At 72.1% G+C, this 16,588-nt stretch carries 8 protein-coding genes and 1 pseudogene; 3 read left to right on the forward strand and 6 right to left on the reverse strand.

The features are described 5' to 3' along the window. The first annotated feature begins 117 nt into the window (after nucleotides 1–117). The gene (locus ABD817_RS25500) at nucleotides 118–1,284 is read left to right on the forward strand and encodes an FAD-dependent monooxygenase (RefSeq protein WP_344920663.1); all 1,167 of its coding nucleotides are present in this window, start codon (nucleotides 118–120) and stop codon (nucleotides 1,282–1,284) included. On the opposite strand, the gene ABD817_RS25505 is transcribed toward ABD817_RS25500, so the two are convergent. From ABD817_RS25505 to ABD817_RS25525, 5 genes are all read right to left on the reverse strand, one after another. Next, nucleotides 1,248–3,110, reverse strand: coding sequence for a N,N-dimethylformamidase beta subunit family domain-containing protein (locus tag ABD817_RS25505; protein ID WP_344920664.1), 1,863 nt, complete (start codon nucleotides 3,108–3,110; stop codon nucleotides 1,248–1,250). The genes ABD817_RS25500 and ABD817_RS25505 overlap by 37 nt on opposite strands. Nucleotides 3,111–3,285: 175 nt before the next feature. Next, nucleotides 3,286–4,647, reverse strand: a complete 1,362-nt coding sequence (locus ABD817_RS25510; RefSeq protein ID WP_344920666.1) for a condensation domain-containing protein — start codon at nucleotides 4,645–4,647, stop codon at nucleotides 3,286–3,288. A 26-nt stretch (nucleotides 4,648–4,673) separates the two neighbouring features. Beyond that, the gene (locus ABD817_RS25515; RefSeq protein WP_344920667.1) at nucleotides 4,674–4,925 is read right to left on the reverse strand and encodes an acyl carrier protein; all 252 of its coding nucleotides are present in this window, start codon (nucleotides 4,923–4,925) and stop codon (nucleotides 4,674–4,676) included. A gap of 75 nt (nucleotides 4,926–5,000) precedes the next feature. Further along, complete coding sequence (locus tag ABD817_RS25520; RefSeq protein ID WP_329091877.1) at nucleotides 5,001–5,174, reverse strand: MbtH family protein; 174 nt, start codon at nucleotides 5,172–5,174, stop codon at nucleotides 5,001–5,003. A 1-nt stretch (nucleotide 5,175) separates the two neighbouring features. Next, the gene (locus ABD817_RS25525) at nucleotides 5,176–11,718 is read right to left on the reverse strand and encodes an amino acid adenylation domain-containing protein (protein WP_344920669.1); all 6,543 of its coding nucleotides are present in this window, start codon (nucleotides 11,716–11,718) and stop codon (nucleotides 5,176–5,178) included. A gap of 174 nt (nucleotides 11,719–11,892) precedes the next feature. Between ABD817_RS25525 and ABD817_RS25530 the strand changes: the two genes are divergently transcribed. Next, complete coding sequence (locus ABD817_RS25530) at nucleotides 11,893–13,356, forward strand: class I adenylate-forming enzyme family protein (protein ID WP_344920670.1); 1,464 nt, start codon at nucleotides 11,893–11,895, stop codon at nucleotides 13,354–13,356. A gap of 278 nt (nucleotides 13,357–13,634) precedes the next feature. Further along, nucleotides 13,635–15,332, forward strand: a complete 1,698-nt coding sequence (locus ABD817_RS25535) for a condensation domain-containing protein (protein WP_425583408.1) — start codon at nucleotides 13,635–13,637, stop codon at nucleotides 15,330–15,332. On the opposite strand, the pseudogene ABD817_RS25540 reads toward ABD817_RS25535, so the two are convergent. Next, a pseudogene (locus tag ABD817_RS25540) lies at nucleotides 15,321–16,513 on the reverse strand (RNA-guided endonuclease InsQ/TnpB family protein); the annotation flags it as partial. The gene ABD817_RS25535 and the pseudogene ABD817_RS25540 sit on opposite strands and share 12 nt — an antisense overlap. Nucleotides 16,514–16,588: the final 75 nt, after the last annotated feature.

Genomic DNA, 16,588 nt, shown 5'->3' on the forward strand with positions numbered 1-16,588 from the left:
CGGGGGCTGCCGACAGGGGTCGGTGCCGAGGAGGGCTGACGGTGTCCGGCGCGGAGGGCGTCCGGCTGTCAGCCGATGGTCGGTGAGCTGTCAGCGTTCCCCCCGAAGCTCGTGAACATGAAGAACACCACGGTCCTCATCTCCGGTGCGAGCATCGCCGGGCCCGCGCTCGCCTACTGGCTGAGCCGCTCCGGCCACACCGTCACCGTCGTCGAGAAGGCGCCCGCGCTCCGTCCCGGCGGCCAGGCCGTCGACTTCAAGGGCGAGACCCACCGCGTCGTGCTGGAGCGGATGGGAATCCTCCGGGAGGTGCGGAGACGCCAGACCGGCGGGACCGACCAGGTCATCGTCGACGCGGACGGCAGGCGGCTGGCGGTCATGCCCGGTGAGTTCACCGGCGGCGACATCGAGATCCTCCGCGGCGACCTCGCCGCCCTGCTGTACGAGAGGACCGAGAAAGACTGCGAGTACGTCTTCGGCGACTCCATCACCTCGCTGACCGACACGGAGGGCGGCGTGCACGTCACCTTCGAGCGCGGCGCGCCGCGTACCTTCGACCTCGTGGTGGGCGCCGACGGCATCCACTCCAACGTGCGGCGGCTCGCCTTCGGCCCCGAGTCCGACCATGTGCGCTTCCTCGGCCACTACTACGCGCTGGCCGACCTCGGCACGGGTGCCGGGAACGTGATGTACAACGAGCCCGGCCGGATGGTGGCGCTCGGCGGACCCAAGTCGCCCGCGTTCTTCGTCTTCGCCTCCGAGCCGCTCGATGACGACCGCGACGACGTCGAGCGGCACAAACGCCTCCTGGCCGACGCCTACCGGGGGATGGGCTGGCGGGTTCCCGAGCTCGTGGCCAGGCTGCCGGAGGCGCGCGAGCTCTACCTCGACTCGATCAGCCGGGTCGAGATCGACCGCTACGCCAGGGGCCGGGTGGTGCTGCTCGGCGACGCCGCCTACGGCAACACCCTGGGCGGCTTCGGCACCGGCCTCGCCGTCGTGGGCGCGTACGTGCTGGCCGGGGAGCTGGCGGCGGCCGGTGGCGACCACCGGACGGCGTTCCGCGCGTACGAGGAGGCCTTTCGCGGCTACGCCAAGGTGGCCAGGCAGGGCAGCGCCGGTCCCTTTCTCGCCCCGGCGACCTGGGGACGGATCAGGATGCGGAACTGGGTCTTCAAGCGCCGGTTCCTGCTGCGGGCGATGCTCAGGCTGACGGACAGGTTCGCCACGGACATCAGGCTCAAGGACTACCCGGCGCTCACCGGGACCTCCGCCGCGCCCTGAGGGGTGGCGGTCTCCCTCAGGAGGTTCGCGCGCCGGAGCAGGGGGCGGTCGCGGCCGGTGCCGATCAGGGTGCCCGCGTGCCCGGTCAGCACGGTGCAGCCGCCCGCGTCGCACAGGTCGGTCCATCCGGCCGGGGTCGCCACCGGCAGCCGCGTGCGGATCCGGCCGTCCGCGTCCACCAGGTACAGCCGGCCGTTCATCGCGGCCAGTGCCACGGCACCGGTACCGGCCTCGACCAGGCTCCAGGAGGAGGTCTCCGGGTCGAGCAGCCACAGGCCCTCCGTGGCGGCGGCGAACAGCTCGCCGTTCACCATGCCCAGGCCGACCCCGCCGCGGGGCCCGTCGGCGAGGGTGGTCCAGCCGTCCTCGGGGTCGCGGTAGACGAGCCGGTCGTCGGCGGTGAGGCCGTACAGGCCGATGGGGTGGATGGCGGTGGCCTCCCTGGGGGTGGCCAGCGCGACGAGCGCGGGGGCGGTGCCCGCGGGGCGCCAGCGCAGGTTCTGGCCGGAGACCTCGCGGGTGAGCAGCGAGCCGTCCCGCGTGGCGCCGTACAGCAGGGAGTCGAACACGGTGAGCGCGCCGACCTCGTCCGCGCCGCCGATGGTCTCCCAGCCGCCCGCGCGCACCGACAGCCGGTCCAGCACGTTGCGGGTGATCCGGTCCACGACCGGGTCGTGCAGGGTGTTTCCCCAGTTCACGGTGGAGGCGGTGAACACCGTCCCGGCGCCGAGGCCGAAGACGCCCATGGTGGCCATGCCGCCCTGGCCGTACCGGTGCCAGTGCCGCAGGTCGGCGGTGGCCAGGATGACGAAGGACGGCGGGGTGCCGTCGCGCCCGGTGGCCACCGGCACGCCGTCCTCCTCGACGTAGTCGCAGGCGTCGGTCTCGTAGCCGATGGCCCCCCTGCCGAACGTGTCGCCCTCGCCCAGCTTGGTGCCCTCGAACACCCAGTGCTCGGGGAACCGGACGGTGTAGGACTCCTCGTGCATGAGCCGCATGTACGGGCCCCAGGTCCCGGCGCCGCGCCGGAAGCTGACCCCGGTCAGGCCGTTCTCCGGGCGGTTCACCGGCGCGCTGGACCACTCGACCGTGGTGAGGGCGGGATCCACGGCGGCCATCGGGTCGGCGATCGCGTCGCGGTAGCAGACCATGGTGCGCCCGTCGTCCTCCAGCCGGAACTGCCACCAGCAGGTGTTGCCGGAGAAGACGGCCATGTTGCCGCCCCGGCGGACGAACTCCTCGACGCTGTCGCGCATCCCCGCCGACCAGTACTCGTCATGCCCGCTGACCATCAGCAGCCGGTAGCCGGAGAGGAGCCCGCGCCCCTCGTGCAGGTCCAGGGCCGAGCAGTAGTCGACGTCGTACCCGGCCGGACCCAGCCAGCGGATCATGCCCTCCTCCCAGCGTTCGGGCGGCGGACCGCCACCGGGGCGGTCGAAGGAGACGCGCGAAGCGCGGGTCGGCTGCTCGCTCCAGTAGATGGACTCGCCGGGGATGCCCGCCCGGTTGTACGCCTGCCAGGTCGGGAACGGGATCGACAGCAGGACCGGCGAGCGGGGACGGGCGGCCCGTACGGCGAAGTAGACCTCGCTGCTCTCCTCGTCGGCGGTGAAGACCGCGCGGTAGAGCGAGCTGCGCCAGCCGGGGGGGACGTCGAGCGTCCACACCGGGCCGGTGAACTCCCCGTCGAGCACGGCCAGGTCGGTGGCCACGTCCTCGACCAGCACCGAGCCGCGCAGCGGGGCACGGGAGGCGCGGGCGAGGTGGAAGCGGAGCGCGCCGCCCTGGACGCAGGACGTCGACTCGGCGTAGGCGTGGACCGTCATCGGACACCTCCGGCGTGCGGTCCCCGGGCCCCGGTGGTCGTGGGAGGCGCGTCCGGCCGACCGGCTGCGGGCTCGGTCGGGACGCTTGGCTGACCGGTACCGGTTCCGGTTCCGGTTCCGGTTCCGGTTCCGGGGAAGGTACTTGACCGACCGGTCTCGGGTTCGGGCGGGACGCTCAACCGACCGGCTCCAGCACCTCGCGGAACGCGGCCTCGACCAGCAGGGACTCCAGGTCGAGCAGGTAGCGTTCCATGGCGGGGCGGGGGAGGTAGCCGGTGTCGGCGGTGAGCGAGACGCCCAGCCCGCCGGGCTCGCCGGTCACGTGCAGGCAGAACCGGCAGTTGAGCCGCTCCTGGCTGAGCGGCCAGGTGAGGGTCGTCTCGTCCAGTGCCCGCCGCACGCTCGGCTCGTCGGGGGAGGCGTCCACCCGGTCGGCGAAGCGCATGTCGTTGAAGCAGCAGTACGGGTGGATCCGCGCGCCCCGCTCCCGTCCGGCCCGTTCGGTGAGCCGGTCCCGGTCGTCCGGGTCGTGGTAGGCGGACCGGTAGGCGCGCAGCGCGGCGGGCTTGGCCGCGCGCAGCAGCTCGGTGAAACCGCCCTCGCGCAGGTCCAGCACGAACAGCCCCTCCTGGGAGAGCGTGGTGACCGCGTTGACGGTGTCTCCCCGGAAGCGGTTGCCCACGATCGGCAGCATCGCGGTCACATCGTGGCCGTTCACCCTCCCGGCCAGCACGGACGCGGCGGTGAGCAGGACGGTCGAGGTGCTCGCGCCGCTCAACGCGGCGATCCGCTGCACGGCCAGGTCCATCGCCCGGGAGACCAGGTGCGCCCGCCAGATCGGGGGGTCCGCGGGAGTGCCCGCCCAACGGTCGAACATCGTCGGGGGGATGCGCCGGTACTCGCTCTCCCAGTGTCCCGCGGCCACCGCCGCGACCTTCAGACCCTGCTCCGAGCCCTGCCAGCGGGCCAGCTCCAGCGGCGAGGGCGGGGGCGGCCCGGGTACGGAACCGCGCAGCAGGAGCAGCCGCAGGTCCGTGACCGCCACCTCGGCCCCGAGGCCGTCGGCGGCCAGGTGGCAGAAGACGAGCACGATGTGGGTGACCTCGTCGCGGTCGACGACGAGCCCGATCCTGAGCGGCCACTCGTTCCCGTAGTCGAACGCGGTCTCCGCCAGCGCGTCCCGCAGCCGCTCGGGGTCGCCCTCCGACACGGTGACCGGGATGGAGCCGCCGGTCGCCAGCACCTGCCACGGCTCCGCGCGGGCGCCGCTCCCGTACGTCTCCCCCTGGGGAACCGCGTCGTATGGCACCTCGCCCAGCCTGGTACGCAGGGACTCGTGCCGTTCCACCAGCGTGCGCAGCACCTCGGCCGCCCCCGCCACGGTGAGCGGCCTGGCCCGCCTGGGCACGGCGAGCACGCGGCCGAAGTTGAAGTAGTGGTCGTCCGGCGCCGTCTTCTGGATCGTGTCCCAGATGGCCCGCTGCCCCCAGGTCAGCGGTGCCGTCCCCGATCGGCTCCCCGAGAACCGGATGTCCATGTGCCTTCCCCCGTTCGGAAATGCGTTCAGGAATGCGCGTTACGCGCCTCGTTGATGTGGCGTTCCAGCGCGCCGAGGTCGTCCAGCAGGTCGAACCCGTCGCCCGACAGGTCGATCTCCACCCCGAACTCGGTCTCCACCGCGTCGATCAGCCGCATCTGCGCCAGGGAGGTGACCCCCAGCGCGGACAGCGGGACCGTGGCGGCCAGCGCCTCCCTGGCCGTGACCGCTCCGTCGGAGGCCGAGGCCACCATCGCCGCGAGTCGTTCCCTAACCATTGCCAGCCCCTCTCGTACGGTCTCCGGCGCCGCTCGCCGGGATCCGGATCCAGCCGTCGGACATCCCGCCGCCTTTCATGATCTTCTCGCGCTGAGCGGGCGCAGGTCGGTCCAGACGCGGTCGATGTGGGCGAGGCAGTCCTCCTTGGTGCCGGAGACGCCCTCCTCTCGCCAGCCGTCCGGGAGGTCCCGGCCGTCCGGCCAGATCGAGTACTGCTCCTCGTGGTTGACCACGACGCGGTAACCCATCTCAGCTCCCGGTTTCCATGAGGCGCTCGGCCTCCTCGTCGGACATCTCGGCCAGTTCGGCGACGAGCAGCTCCTCCACCGCCGCCGCGAGGTCGGCCACGCTGCTCCGGGCGAACAGGGTGCGGATCGGCACGTCCACCTCGACGGCGGCGCGGAGCCTGGCGATCGCGCGGGTGGCGAGCAGCGAGTGCCCGCCCAGCGCGAAGAAGTCGTCGAAGGCGCCGACCCCCTCGACGCCCAGCACCTCGCCGAAGATCTCGGCCACCAGCTCCTCGGCGTCGCCGCGCGGGGCGGTCCTCGTCCGGGACCCGGCCTCGGGCGCGGGCAGCGCGGCCCGGTCGAGCTTGCCGTTCGCGGTGAGCGGCAGGGCGGTGAGGCTCACCCAGTGGGCGGGGACCATGTAGGCGGGCAGCGTCCCCGCCAGGTGCCCGGCGAGCTCGTCTCCGGTGGCCGTGCCGACGACGTAGCCGACGAGCGTCTCCCCTCGGACGGCCACCGCCGCCTGGCCGACGCCGGGGTGGGCGAGCAGCCGCGCCTCGATCTCGCCGAGTTCGATACGGAAGCCGCGGACCTTGACCTGGTCGTCGAGGCGGCCCAGGAACTCCAGCTGTCCGTCGGCCCGCCAGCGCGCCAGGTCGCCGGTCCGGTAGATCCGCTCCCCGCCGGGAACACCCGGAACACCGGGGACCCCGAGGGTGGGGAAGCGCTCGGCCGTGAGGTCCGGCCTGCCCAGGTAGCCGACGGCCACCCCGGCCCCGCCGACGCACAGCTCGCCCGGGGCCCCCGGCGGCACCGCCTCGCCCGAGCCGTCCAGGAGCAGGATCGAGGTGTCGGCGATCGGGACGCCGATGGGCGGGCGCCCGGGAGAGCCGTCCAGCTCGGCGGCGGTGGCGATGATCGTCGCCTCGGTCGGGCCGTAGGTGTTGACCAGCCGTACCCGGTCGCCGAAGCGCTCCCGCCATCGGGTCACGGCCGCCTCGTGCACCTGCTCACCACCGAGGATCACCAGCCGCAGGGTCGGCGGCCAGGCGATCTCGCCGATGTCGTCGACGAGCGCGTGCCAGTACGCGGTGGGCAGGTCGAGCACGGTGACCTGGTCGAGGTGGTCGGGCAGGGTGACGCCGCCCTCGGGCAGCAGCTCCAGCCGGGCTCCGGCGGCCAGCGCCGGGTAGATCTCCTCGGCGTGGGTGTCGAAGCTCAGCGAGGCGAACTGGACCACCCGGTCCTCGGGCCGCAGCCCGTACGCCTCGCGCATCCACCCGACCCGGGCGGCCAGGCTGTGGTGCGAGACCACGACCCCCTTGGGCGTTCCGGTGGACCCGGAGGTGTAAATCACGTAAGCGGCCGACCCGGGCGCCGGGACGCTCTCCGGCGCGAGGGGGCGGTCGTGCGCATGTGGCGTACCGGGCCGGGCCGCATCGACAGCGGGCAAGGGCCGGTCGTCCGCGTACGCGCGTGGCGTGCCGGGCTGGGATCGGTCGTCCGTGTAAGCGCGTGCCGTGCCGGGAGGCAGGCGGTCGCCCAGGCCCGCCGAGGTGAGGACGAGGGAGGCGGAGCTGTCGTCCAGCATGAAGGCGAGCCGCTCGGCCGGGTGGTCCGGGTCGAGCGGCAGGTAGGCTGCCCCCGCCCGCCAGACGGCGAGCAGGGCCGCGACGGCGTCGGGCGACCTGTCCAGGCAGACGCCGACCACGTCGCCGGGGACGACCCCCCGCCCTCGCAGCAGCGCCGCCAGCTCGTCCGCGCGGGCGTCCAGCCCGGCGTAGGTGAGCGTGGCACCCCCGCATCCGATCGCCACCGCGCCCGGCGTGTCCCGTACGGTCGCCGCGAACAGGTCCGGCACCGGGGGAGCGGGCGGGCGCGCGGGTCCCCGCGAGAGACGCCGCAGCAGGGCGTCGTCGTCCCCGGTGCGCAGCGGCAGCTCGGAGACCCGGTCGCCGGACGCGTCCGGCAGCGCGGTGAGCAGCAGGCGGAACCGCGCGGCCATCGCCTCGATCGTGGCCCGGTCGAACAGCTCGGCGTCGTAGACGAAGCTGAGCGCCAGCTCGTGCTCGTTCTGCCAGGCCTCCAGCATCAGTTCGAGCTTGGCCTGCCGCATACCGTGCTCGAACCCCGTCGTGGTCAGCCCCGCGAAGGCGTCGCGGGACTGCGCGAAGTCCTGCGTGTGCAGGATGAGCATGGTCTGGAACAGCGGCGTGCGCGTCAGGTCGCGCTCGACCCTCAGGGCCGTCACCAGCTCCTCGAACGGCACGCCCTGGTGGGAGAAGGCGTCCAGGACACCGATCTGGGTCGCGCGGAGCAGCCCGGCGAAGGTCGGATCGGCCGACAGGTCACCGCGCATGACCAGGGTGTCGCTGAGATAGCCGACGACCGGTTCGAGCTGGACCCGGTCCCGGCCCGCGGTGGCCGTGCCGACCAGGATGTCGCTCCGCCCGGTGTGCCGGGACAGCAGGACCTGGTAGGCGGCGAGCAGGACCATGAACATGGTGGCGCCGTGCTCCCTGCCCAGCCGGGCCAGGGCGGCGGCCTCCGCCGCGTCCAGCCGGACACTCGCCACGTCGCCGCGCCTCGCGGCCCCGGCGGTGCGCGGCCGGTCGACCGGCAGGTCCAGCGGGGTGGGGTCGGCGAGCCTGTCCCGCCAGTAGCCGAGCAGGTCGCCGAGGTCGCGCCCGCGCTGCCAGAGGGCGACGTCGCCGAACTGGAGCGGGACCGGCGGCAGGGCGACGGCGCCGGAGTACAGGCGCGACACCTCGTCGAAGATGAGGTTGAGCGACCAGCCGTCACCGAGGATGTGGTGCAGCACGACGCACAGGACGTGGTCGTCCTCGGCGATCCTGACCAGGGTGACGCGCAGCGGCGGCCGCGCGCCCAGCTCGAAGGGCGCGTTGGTCAGGGCCGCGACCAGCTCCAGCGCCCCGGCCTCGCACGCCGCGTCCGTCTCCTCGACGGTCACAGGCCCCGGCGGGTCGACGACCACGACCGGCGCGCCGTCCACCTCGGGGAAACGGGTGCGCAGGCTCTCGTGCCTGGCGACCGTCCCGGCCAGGGCCCCGGCGAGCGCCTCCCGGTCCAACGGCCCGCGCAGCCGCCTGACCAGGCACATGTTGTACGACGCGTCGTCCGGGTCGAGCCGGTTGAGGAACCAGAGCCGCTCCTGACCGAAGGAGAGCGGCGGTACGGTCCCCTCGGGTCTCGGCCGAGGCCCGTCGCTCCGCTCGCCGGACGCGGTGGCGACCAGTTCGGCCAGCGCGGCGACCGTCGGCCGGATGAACACCTCCCGGACGGGCACCTCCGTCCCGGACAGCGCGGTCAGCCGCGCGGTGACCATGGTGGCCAGCAGCGAGTGACCGCCGAGGGTGAAGAAGTCGTCGTACGCCCCGACCTCCGCGACGCCGAGCACCTCGGCGAAGACCTGCGCGACCATCCGCTCGCCCGGGGTGCGGGGGGCGACCGCGTCCCGCGAGGGCGCCGCGTCCACGTCGGGGAGCGCGTTGCGGTCGACCTTCCCGTTGGGGGTGAGCGGCAACGTCTCCATCTCGACGAACACGCTGGGCACCATGTAGCCGGGCAGCTCGCGCGCGGCGTGCTCCCCGAGACCGTCGAGCGCCTCCGCGCCCGCGTCCGAGTCCGTGTTCGTCTCCGTCTCCGACGGCGCGACGGGCGCGGCCGGTACGACGAAGGCCACCAGCCGGTCCCCGCGCACCGCGACGACCGCCTGCCGCACGCCGGGATGGGCGTCCAGCACGGCCTCGATCTCGCCCAGCTCGATGCGGTGACCCCGCAGCTTGACCTGGTTGTCGGTCCGGCCGAGGAACTCCAGGGTGCCGTCGTTGCGACGGCGGACGCGGTCTCCCGTCCGGTAGTGCCGCGAGCCTCCGGGGCCGGGGACGAAGCGCTCCGCGGTCAGGGCCGGGCGGCCGAGGTAGCCGGTGGCGACCCCCTCGCCGCCGATGAGCAGCTCTCCGGCCACCCCGATCGGGCACGGCCCGCCGCCGGGGTCGGCGACGTGGACGACGGTGTTGGCGATCGGGCGGCCGATGACGATCTCTCCGGGATCCTCGGGGACGTCCCAGGCCGTGGACCAGATGGTGGTCTCGGTCGGGCCGTAGACGTTGACGAGCCGGTCCACCCGGGGACGCAGCTCGCGGGCGAGCCGGGGGGCGAGCGGCTCGCCGCCGGTCAGGCCCACCACGCGCGGCAGGTCCCCGGCGAGCAGGACGCGCCACCCCGAGGGCGTCGCCTGGACGTGGGTGACGCCCTCGTCCCTGACGAGGCGCGCGAGCCGTACCCCGTCGCGGGCCGTCTCCGCGTCGGCGACGACCACCCGCCCGCCCGTCACCAGCGGCAGGTAGAGCTCCAGGGCGGAGATGTCGAACGACAGCGAGGTCAGCGCCAGCCACACGTCCCGCGGCGAGGACCGCACCAGGTCGCGCATGGCCAGCAGGAAGTTGGTCAGCGCCCGGTGCGGCACCACCACCCCCTTGGGCCGCCCGGTGGACCCCGAGGTGTAGAGCACGTACGCGGTGTCGCCGGGAAGGGGCCGCGCGGGCGCGCCCGTACCCGTCGCGGGGGGAAGGTCGTCGAGGCCGGTCAGGACCAGCGCCGCCGCGGAGTCCTCGATCACGTACGAGACGCGCGCCTCGGGGTAGTCGGGGTCGACGGGAAGGTAGGCCGCGCCGCTCATCGCCACGCCCAGCAGGGCGACGAGCATGTCGGCGCCGCGCTCCATCCGGACCGCGACCAGCGAGCCGCGCCCGATCCCGGCCGCGCCCAGCCGCCCGGCCAGCTCCGTCGCCCGCGCGGCCAGTTCCGCGTACGTCAGCTCCCGCGCGCCGAGCCCGTCCACCGGCACGTTCCCGTTCACCGGCCCGCTCCCGTTCACCAGCCCGTTCGCGGCGACCGGCGCGGTACGGGCGGGCGCGGCGCGTACCGCGATCGCGTCGGGGGTCGCCGCGGCCTGTTCGAGCAGCAGGTCGACGAGCGTGACCTCCGGCAGCTCGGCCGAGGTGTCGTTCCACTCCTCCAGCAGGGCGAGCTCCGCGTCCGGCAGCATCCGCAGCGAGCTCACCGGGGAGCCGGGATCCGCCACGACGGCCGTGAGCAGCTCCTGGAAGCGGGCGACCATCCGTTCCACGGTCTCGCGGTCGAAAAGCTCGGTGCTGTAGATGGCGACGCCGTTCAGGGCGCCGTCCTCGTCGCCGTAGAAGTCCACCGACAGGTCGAGCCGGGCGCGGGCCCAGCCGTTGGGGAAGTACGTGGCGTCGAGGCCGGGCAGCGGGTCGACCGGTTCGCCGTGGGTGTGGAGGGCGAACATGGTCTGGAACAGGGGCGTGCGGCTCAGGTCCCGCTCCACGTCGAGATCCGCCACGAGGCGCTCGAAGGGGACGTCCTGCCGCGAGAGCCCGTCCAGCACGACCCCGCGGGTGCGCCGGAGCAGCTCCTCGAAGGTGGGGTCGCCGGACACGTCGCAGCGCAGGGCCAGCGTGGTCGAGAGGAAACCGATCATGGTCTCCAGCTCGGTGCTGCCGCGACCGGCCGAGGGGATGCCCACGCAGAAGTCGGTCTGGCCGGTGTGCCGGTGCATCAGGACCTGGTAGGCGGAGAGCAGCACCATGAACGGCGTGCACCGGGCGCGGCGGGCGAGGTCGCGGATCGAGGCGGCCACGTCGGGCGCGATCCGGAAGTCGACCTCGGCGCCCGCGCCGGTCCGCCGGGCGGGACGCGGCCGGTCGGCGGGGAGTTCCAGGGGAGGCACCCCGGCCAGCCGCTCGGTCCACCAGCGGAGCTCGGAGTCCGCGGGGCGCTGGGCGCGCGCGTACTCGCCGTACTGCAGGGGCAGTTCGGGCAGCGGGGCGGTGCCCCGGCTCCCGTAGTGGGCGGCGACCTCGGAGCGGAGCACGTTCAGCGACCAGCCGTCGCCGTTGATGTGGTGCAGGACGACGCAGAGCACGTGGTCGGCGGGGCCGAGTTCGATCAGCGAGACGCGGAACGGCGGTGCGGCGGCCAGGTCGAAGGCCGTGTTGGTGAGCGCCGAGACCAGGGCTGCGGTCTCCTGCTCGCCCTGGGCGGTGAGCCGCTCGACCGTCACCGGCGACGGCGGCTCGACGATCGCGACGGGCTCCCCGGCCACTTCACGGAACCGGGTTCGCAGGCTCTCGTGCCGGGCCGCCACCGCGGTGAAAGCGGCTGCTAGGGCGATCTTGTCAAGGGGACCTTTCAACCTGTAAACATAGGATGTGTTGTAGGCCGAGTCGCCCGGATCGAGCCGGTGGAGGAACCAAAGCCGCTGCTGACCGTACGACAGGGGGTATTCCGTCGCTGGCTGGCCGGTTGGAACGGTCTCCGGTGGGAACACGCAGGGCTCCTTTGTCGGCCGCGGGCCCGGTAGTTCACGCAATCGCGTTGGAGGTTGGTACGCAAAAAGCCCACTCTGTGCGTATTTGCCCAGTTGGGCGGGCGCTGAGAAGGTCTCTTTTTGGAAAGAAACTTTCCAGTTAGTTCTGCGGTCGTCAGTGTTACACCTTCGCCCGGAGGGCGCAAGGGTCACTTTCGCGTGGGTTTTGTTGCCTCTGCGAACCTCTCCCCAAAGTCTTGCGCGACCCTTACGATCATGTAAGACTGACGCTCGATTTTAAATAGTAAAGATTCTTTCCTGTAGTGCCCTCGATGCTCGCACACACCGAAGGCATATACATCCGATCTTTAGTGGGAGGTTCACTTGGTGAACCTGACCGTCCCGCAGTTGCTCGGAGACCGGGCCCTCACCGACCCCGACGGGGTCGCGCTGATCGTGCACGGCTCGGCTCAGCTCACCTACGGCCAGTGGCACGAGCGGTCCACCGCGCTCGCGAACAGCCTGGTCACCCGAGGTGTCGCCCGGGGCGACCGGGTGGGTCTGGTGTTCGGGGCCGCGGACTGGGCGGACTACGCCGTGGCGTTCTGCGGGGTCCTGGCGGCCGGAGGGGTGGCCGTGCCGCTCTCCGACCGCCTCACCCTCGATGACCTGCGTTTCATGCTGGAGAACTGTCGCGCGACCGGCGTCGTCCACGCCGAGGGTCTCGCCGTGCCCGAGGTCGGCTGGAGCGCCACGGTCGACGGTCTGAACGTCGAGACGTCCTACGACAAGGCCGACATCGCGCCTCCGGAGCCCGCGGAGCTCGGGGATCTCGCCCAGATCCTCTACACCTCCGGCACGACCGGCCGTCCCAAGGGCGTCTCGGCCACCCATGCCAATCTGGCCTACGGGTGCGGTGCCAAACGCCGCCCGTTCGCGCACTCCCGGCATCTCGTCCACGCCTTCCCGATCGGGACCAACGCCGGGCAGGCGATGCTGATCAACGCGCTCGACGCCCAGCCGGCCGTCGTGACGCTGCCGCGCTTCACCCCGGCCCGCTTCGCCTCGCTGATCGAGTCGTACCGCGCGGGAACGGTCTTCCTGGTCCCCGCGATGGCCATCGAGCTGGTGAACGCGGGGGTGGCCGGACGCCACGACCTGTCCAGCGTGCTGCTGCTCGGCTCGGCCGCCGCGCCGCTGCCCTCGGCCGTCGCCCAGGCGCTGACCACGGCCTTCCCCAACGCGACGATCACCAACTACTACACCTCGACCGAGGCCGCCCCGGCTCAGACGGTCATGATGTTCGACCCGGACCGGCCGGGAAGCGTCGGCCGTGCCATCGCCGGGGGGCGGGTCAGGATCGCCACCGTGGAGGGGGAGCCGCTGGCGCCGGGGGAGACCGGGGAGGTCTGGATGCGATCCCCCGCCGCGCCGCGCGCCTACTACGGCGACCCCGACAGCGGGACCTTCCGCGACGGCTGGGTACGGATGGGCGACCTCGGCTACATCGACGCCGACGGCTACCTCTATCTCGTCGACCGCGAGAGCGACGTGGTGAAGTCCGGGGCCTTCAAGGTCTCCACGATCCACATCGAGGAGGTCGTCTACCGGCACCCGGCCGTGATCGAGGCCGCCGCGTTCGGGGTTCCGCACCCCGTGCTCGGCACCGTCGTCACCGTGGCCCTCGTCACCAGGGAGCCCCTCACCCCCGAGGAACTGCGGATCTTCCTCAAGGACCGCCTGGCCCCGCACGAGCTGCCCGCGCACGTCATCACGGTCGACGCCCTGCCGCGCAACGCCGGAGGCAAGGTCGACAAGAAGGCCCTGCGCCGGACGACGGAGGGCGCGTGATGACCCGGGTCCCGTCCGAGAACACCCCCGGGCTCACGTTCGAGCCGCCATCGGAAAGCACACCCGAGCCCGCGTCCGGAAGCGCGCCCGAGCCCGCGTCCGGCGCGGCGTCCGAGGGGATGCCGGAGGTCACGTTCACCCAGCAGGGGATGTGGGTGACCGAGCAGACCGTGGGCGGGGGCGCCGCCTATCACATGCCGATACTCGTCCACCTGCGCGGCGACCTGGACACCGGCGCGCTTCTGGCGGCCTGCTCGGCGGTGGTCGCCCGGCACCCGATGCTGGGCAGCGTGGTGGCGGAGGTGGACAACGAGCTGCGGCTCGTGCCCGGCGCCGAGGTTCCCGTACGCCAGGCGACGATCTCCCTCGACTTCCCTGACTCCTTCGACTCCTCCGACGACGTCACCGGTGACTCCCTCCCGGACCCGACGAGCTCCGCGGACGCACCGGATCCGTCGTACGAGAACCGTGAGAGCGGCGAGAACGGTGGGAACGGCGAGCGGTACGGGCGGGCCGTGCGAGAGGCGGTGCGGGAGGAGATCCTGCGCGCGTTCGACCTGGAGAAGGGCCCGCTGGCCAGGTTCACCCTGTTCGAGGTCGGCCCCGGACGGCACCTGCTACTCTTCGTCGCCCACCACCTGGTCTTCGACGGGCAGTCGAAGGACATCCTGGTGCGCGACCTGGCCGCCTTTTACAACGGCGAGCCGCCGCTCCCGCTGCCCGGCATCGACCACGGCCGGGCCGAGCGCGAGCGGGTCGCGGCCGTGCTTCCCGGCGCGCGGGAGTTCTGGAAGCCCCGCTGGCGCGATCCCGGCGAGACCGTCGTCCTCGGCCGCGCGCTGAAATCCCGGAGGGCGGGGGAGGGCCGGGTGCTGCGGTTCACCGTGGACCCGTCGATCCCGCCCCGTCCGGCCCCCGGCCCGCCGTCCGTTCCGCCGTCCGGCATGTCTTCCAGCCCGACATCCGTTCCACCGCCCGGTACGTCTTCCGGTACGTCTTCCGCTTCGCCGTCCGGCGCGCCGTCCATTCCGCCGTTCGGTACGGCCTCGGGCCCGCCGTTGAGTTCCCCGTCGGGCCCGGCCTCGGATCCGTTCCCCGGCACGTCCTCCGGTTCGCCTTCCGGCCCGTCGGGCACGCCGTCTCCCGGCCTGACCCGGTTCGAGGTGCTGCTCGCCGCGCTGCACACCCTGCTCCTCGGCTACGGCAACACCGCGGTGACCACCGCCGTCGACCTGTCCACCCGGCCCCCCGAGGCCGCCGGACACGTCGGCCTGTTCGTCAACGAGCTCCCGGTCGCCTCCAGCCCGTCCCCGGAGGCGACCTTCCGCGAGTTCGCCACCGCGCTGCGCGCCGAGCTGCGGGAGGTCTACCGGTTCCGCCAGGTGCCGCTCTCCCGGGCGATGCCCCGCCTGCGGCCGCACGCCGCGCTGGTCCCCGTCTCCGTCAGCTACCGCACCCGCCGCGACGCCGACCCGGTGTTCACCGGGCTCGACGCGTCGGTGGAGTGGACCGTCTTCAACCACGCGGTACGCGGCGCGCTGCACCTGCAGTGCGTGGACGGCCCCGGCGGGCTGGAGATCAGCCTGCGCCACGACCCCGAGACGGTGCCCGACGCCGCCCGGGTGGCAGACGACCTGCGTCTCCTTCTGGAACGCGCCACTCACGACCCCGACCTGTCACTGCACGAAATTCTGGAGAACGAGATGGGTTCCGTCACCACGCTGACCGACCAGGTGCGCGAGATCTGGGAGGAAGTACTGGGCATCTCGCCGATCGCCGACGACGACGACATCTTCGATCTGGGTGGCCACTCCCTGACCATCACGCAGATCATCGCCCGCATGCGCAAGCGCCTGGACGTCGAGGTCTCCCTGGACGCCTTCTTCGACAACCCGACGATCGCCGGGATCGTGGACTCCCTCGGCGTTGACTTCCCCTCCCTCGTGAACGAGGGGGAGTCTCACGGTCGCCCGTGAGAGTTCCTGCTTCACCGCCGGTCGCCCGCCAGGAGAGAACTCCCTTGAGGTCTTACACCAGCTCCACAGGCGTTTTGCCTCTCCGCCAGCCCGGCGGCGAGGATGTTTCTCGCGGCGTTGATATCCCGATCATGAGTCGCACCGCAGGCACACACCCAATCACGGACGCTCAGCGGAATAGGCGGGGCGATGGTTCCGCAGGCCGGGCACAGTTTGGAGGAGGGGAACCAGCGGTCCACCACCAGCACTTCCCGCCCGTACCAGGCGGCCTTGTACTCCAGCATGGAGCGCAGCAGCCGCCAGGAGGCATCGGAGACGGCACGGGCCAGTTTGCGATTCGTGACCAGGTTACGCACGGTGAGGTCTTCCAAGGCGATCACTTGGTTCTCGCGAACAAGCCGGGTGGTGACCTTGTGCAGATGATCCCGGCGCCGGTCGGCGATCCGGGCGTGGATCCGGGCGACGACGCGTTTCGCCTTCTCCCGGTTGGCCGAACCTTTCTCCTTACGGGTGAGGTTGCGCAGGGCCCTGGCCAGTTTGCGCCGGTCGGCGCGCTCATAGCGAGGATTGGCGATCTTCTCCCCGGTCGACAGCGTCGCCGAGGCGGTGATACCGACGTCCACCCCAACTACGGCGGTGGCCGGTGCCAGTGGGCGAATCGCGTCTTCGCACAAGATGGAGACGAACCAGCGTCCAGCCGCGTCCTTGCTTACCGTCACCGTGGATGGGTCGGCTTCTTCGAGCAGCGGACGCGACCATGTGATGGCCAGCGGCTCACCCATCTTCGCCAACGTCAGCCTGCCTTCTCGCCATCGGAACGCCGAGCGGGTGTACTCGGCCGACAACCGCGACTTCTTGCGGGACTTGAACGCCGGGTATCCGGCTCGTCGGGTAAAGAAGTTGGTGAAGGCTGTTTGCAGGTGGCGCAGCGCTTGCTGCAACGGAACGCTGGACACCTCGTTCAAAAAGGCAAGTTCTGTGGTTTTCTTCCACTCGGTGAGTGCGGCCGACGACTGAGCATAGGAAAGTCCGCGCCCCTCCAATGCGTGGGCGCGGCTGCGCTCCTCAAGGGCCTTGTTGTAGACGAGACGTACGCAGCCGAACGTACGGGCAAGCTCTACCGCCTGCTCGTCGGTTGGATAGAAACGGAACTTGAACGCCCGCTTCACGGTCTGCGTCACATCACACACAGTAACGATTCCCGGGCCGGGCTCGCTCAGGATTTCGAGAATCCGTCGCGCGGCATCGTGCCATGT

The sequence above is a fragment of the Streptosporangium oxazolinicum genome (assembly GCF_039537505.1).
Classification (GTDB): Bacteria; Actinomycetota; Actinomycetes; order Streptosporangiales; family Streptosporangiaceae; genus Streptosporangium; species Streptosporangium oxazolinicum.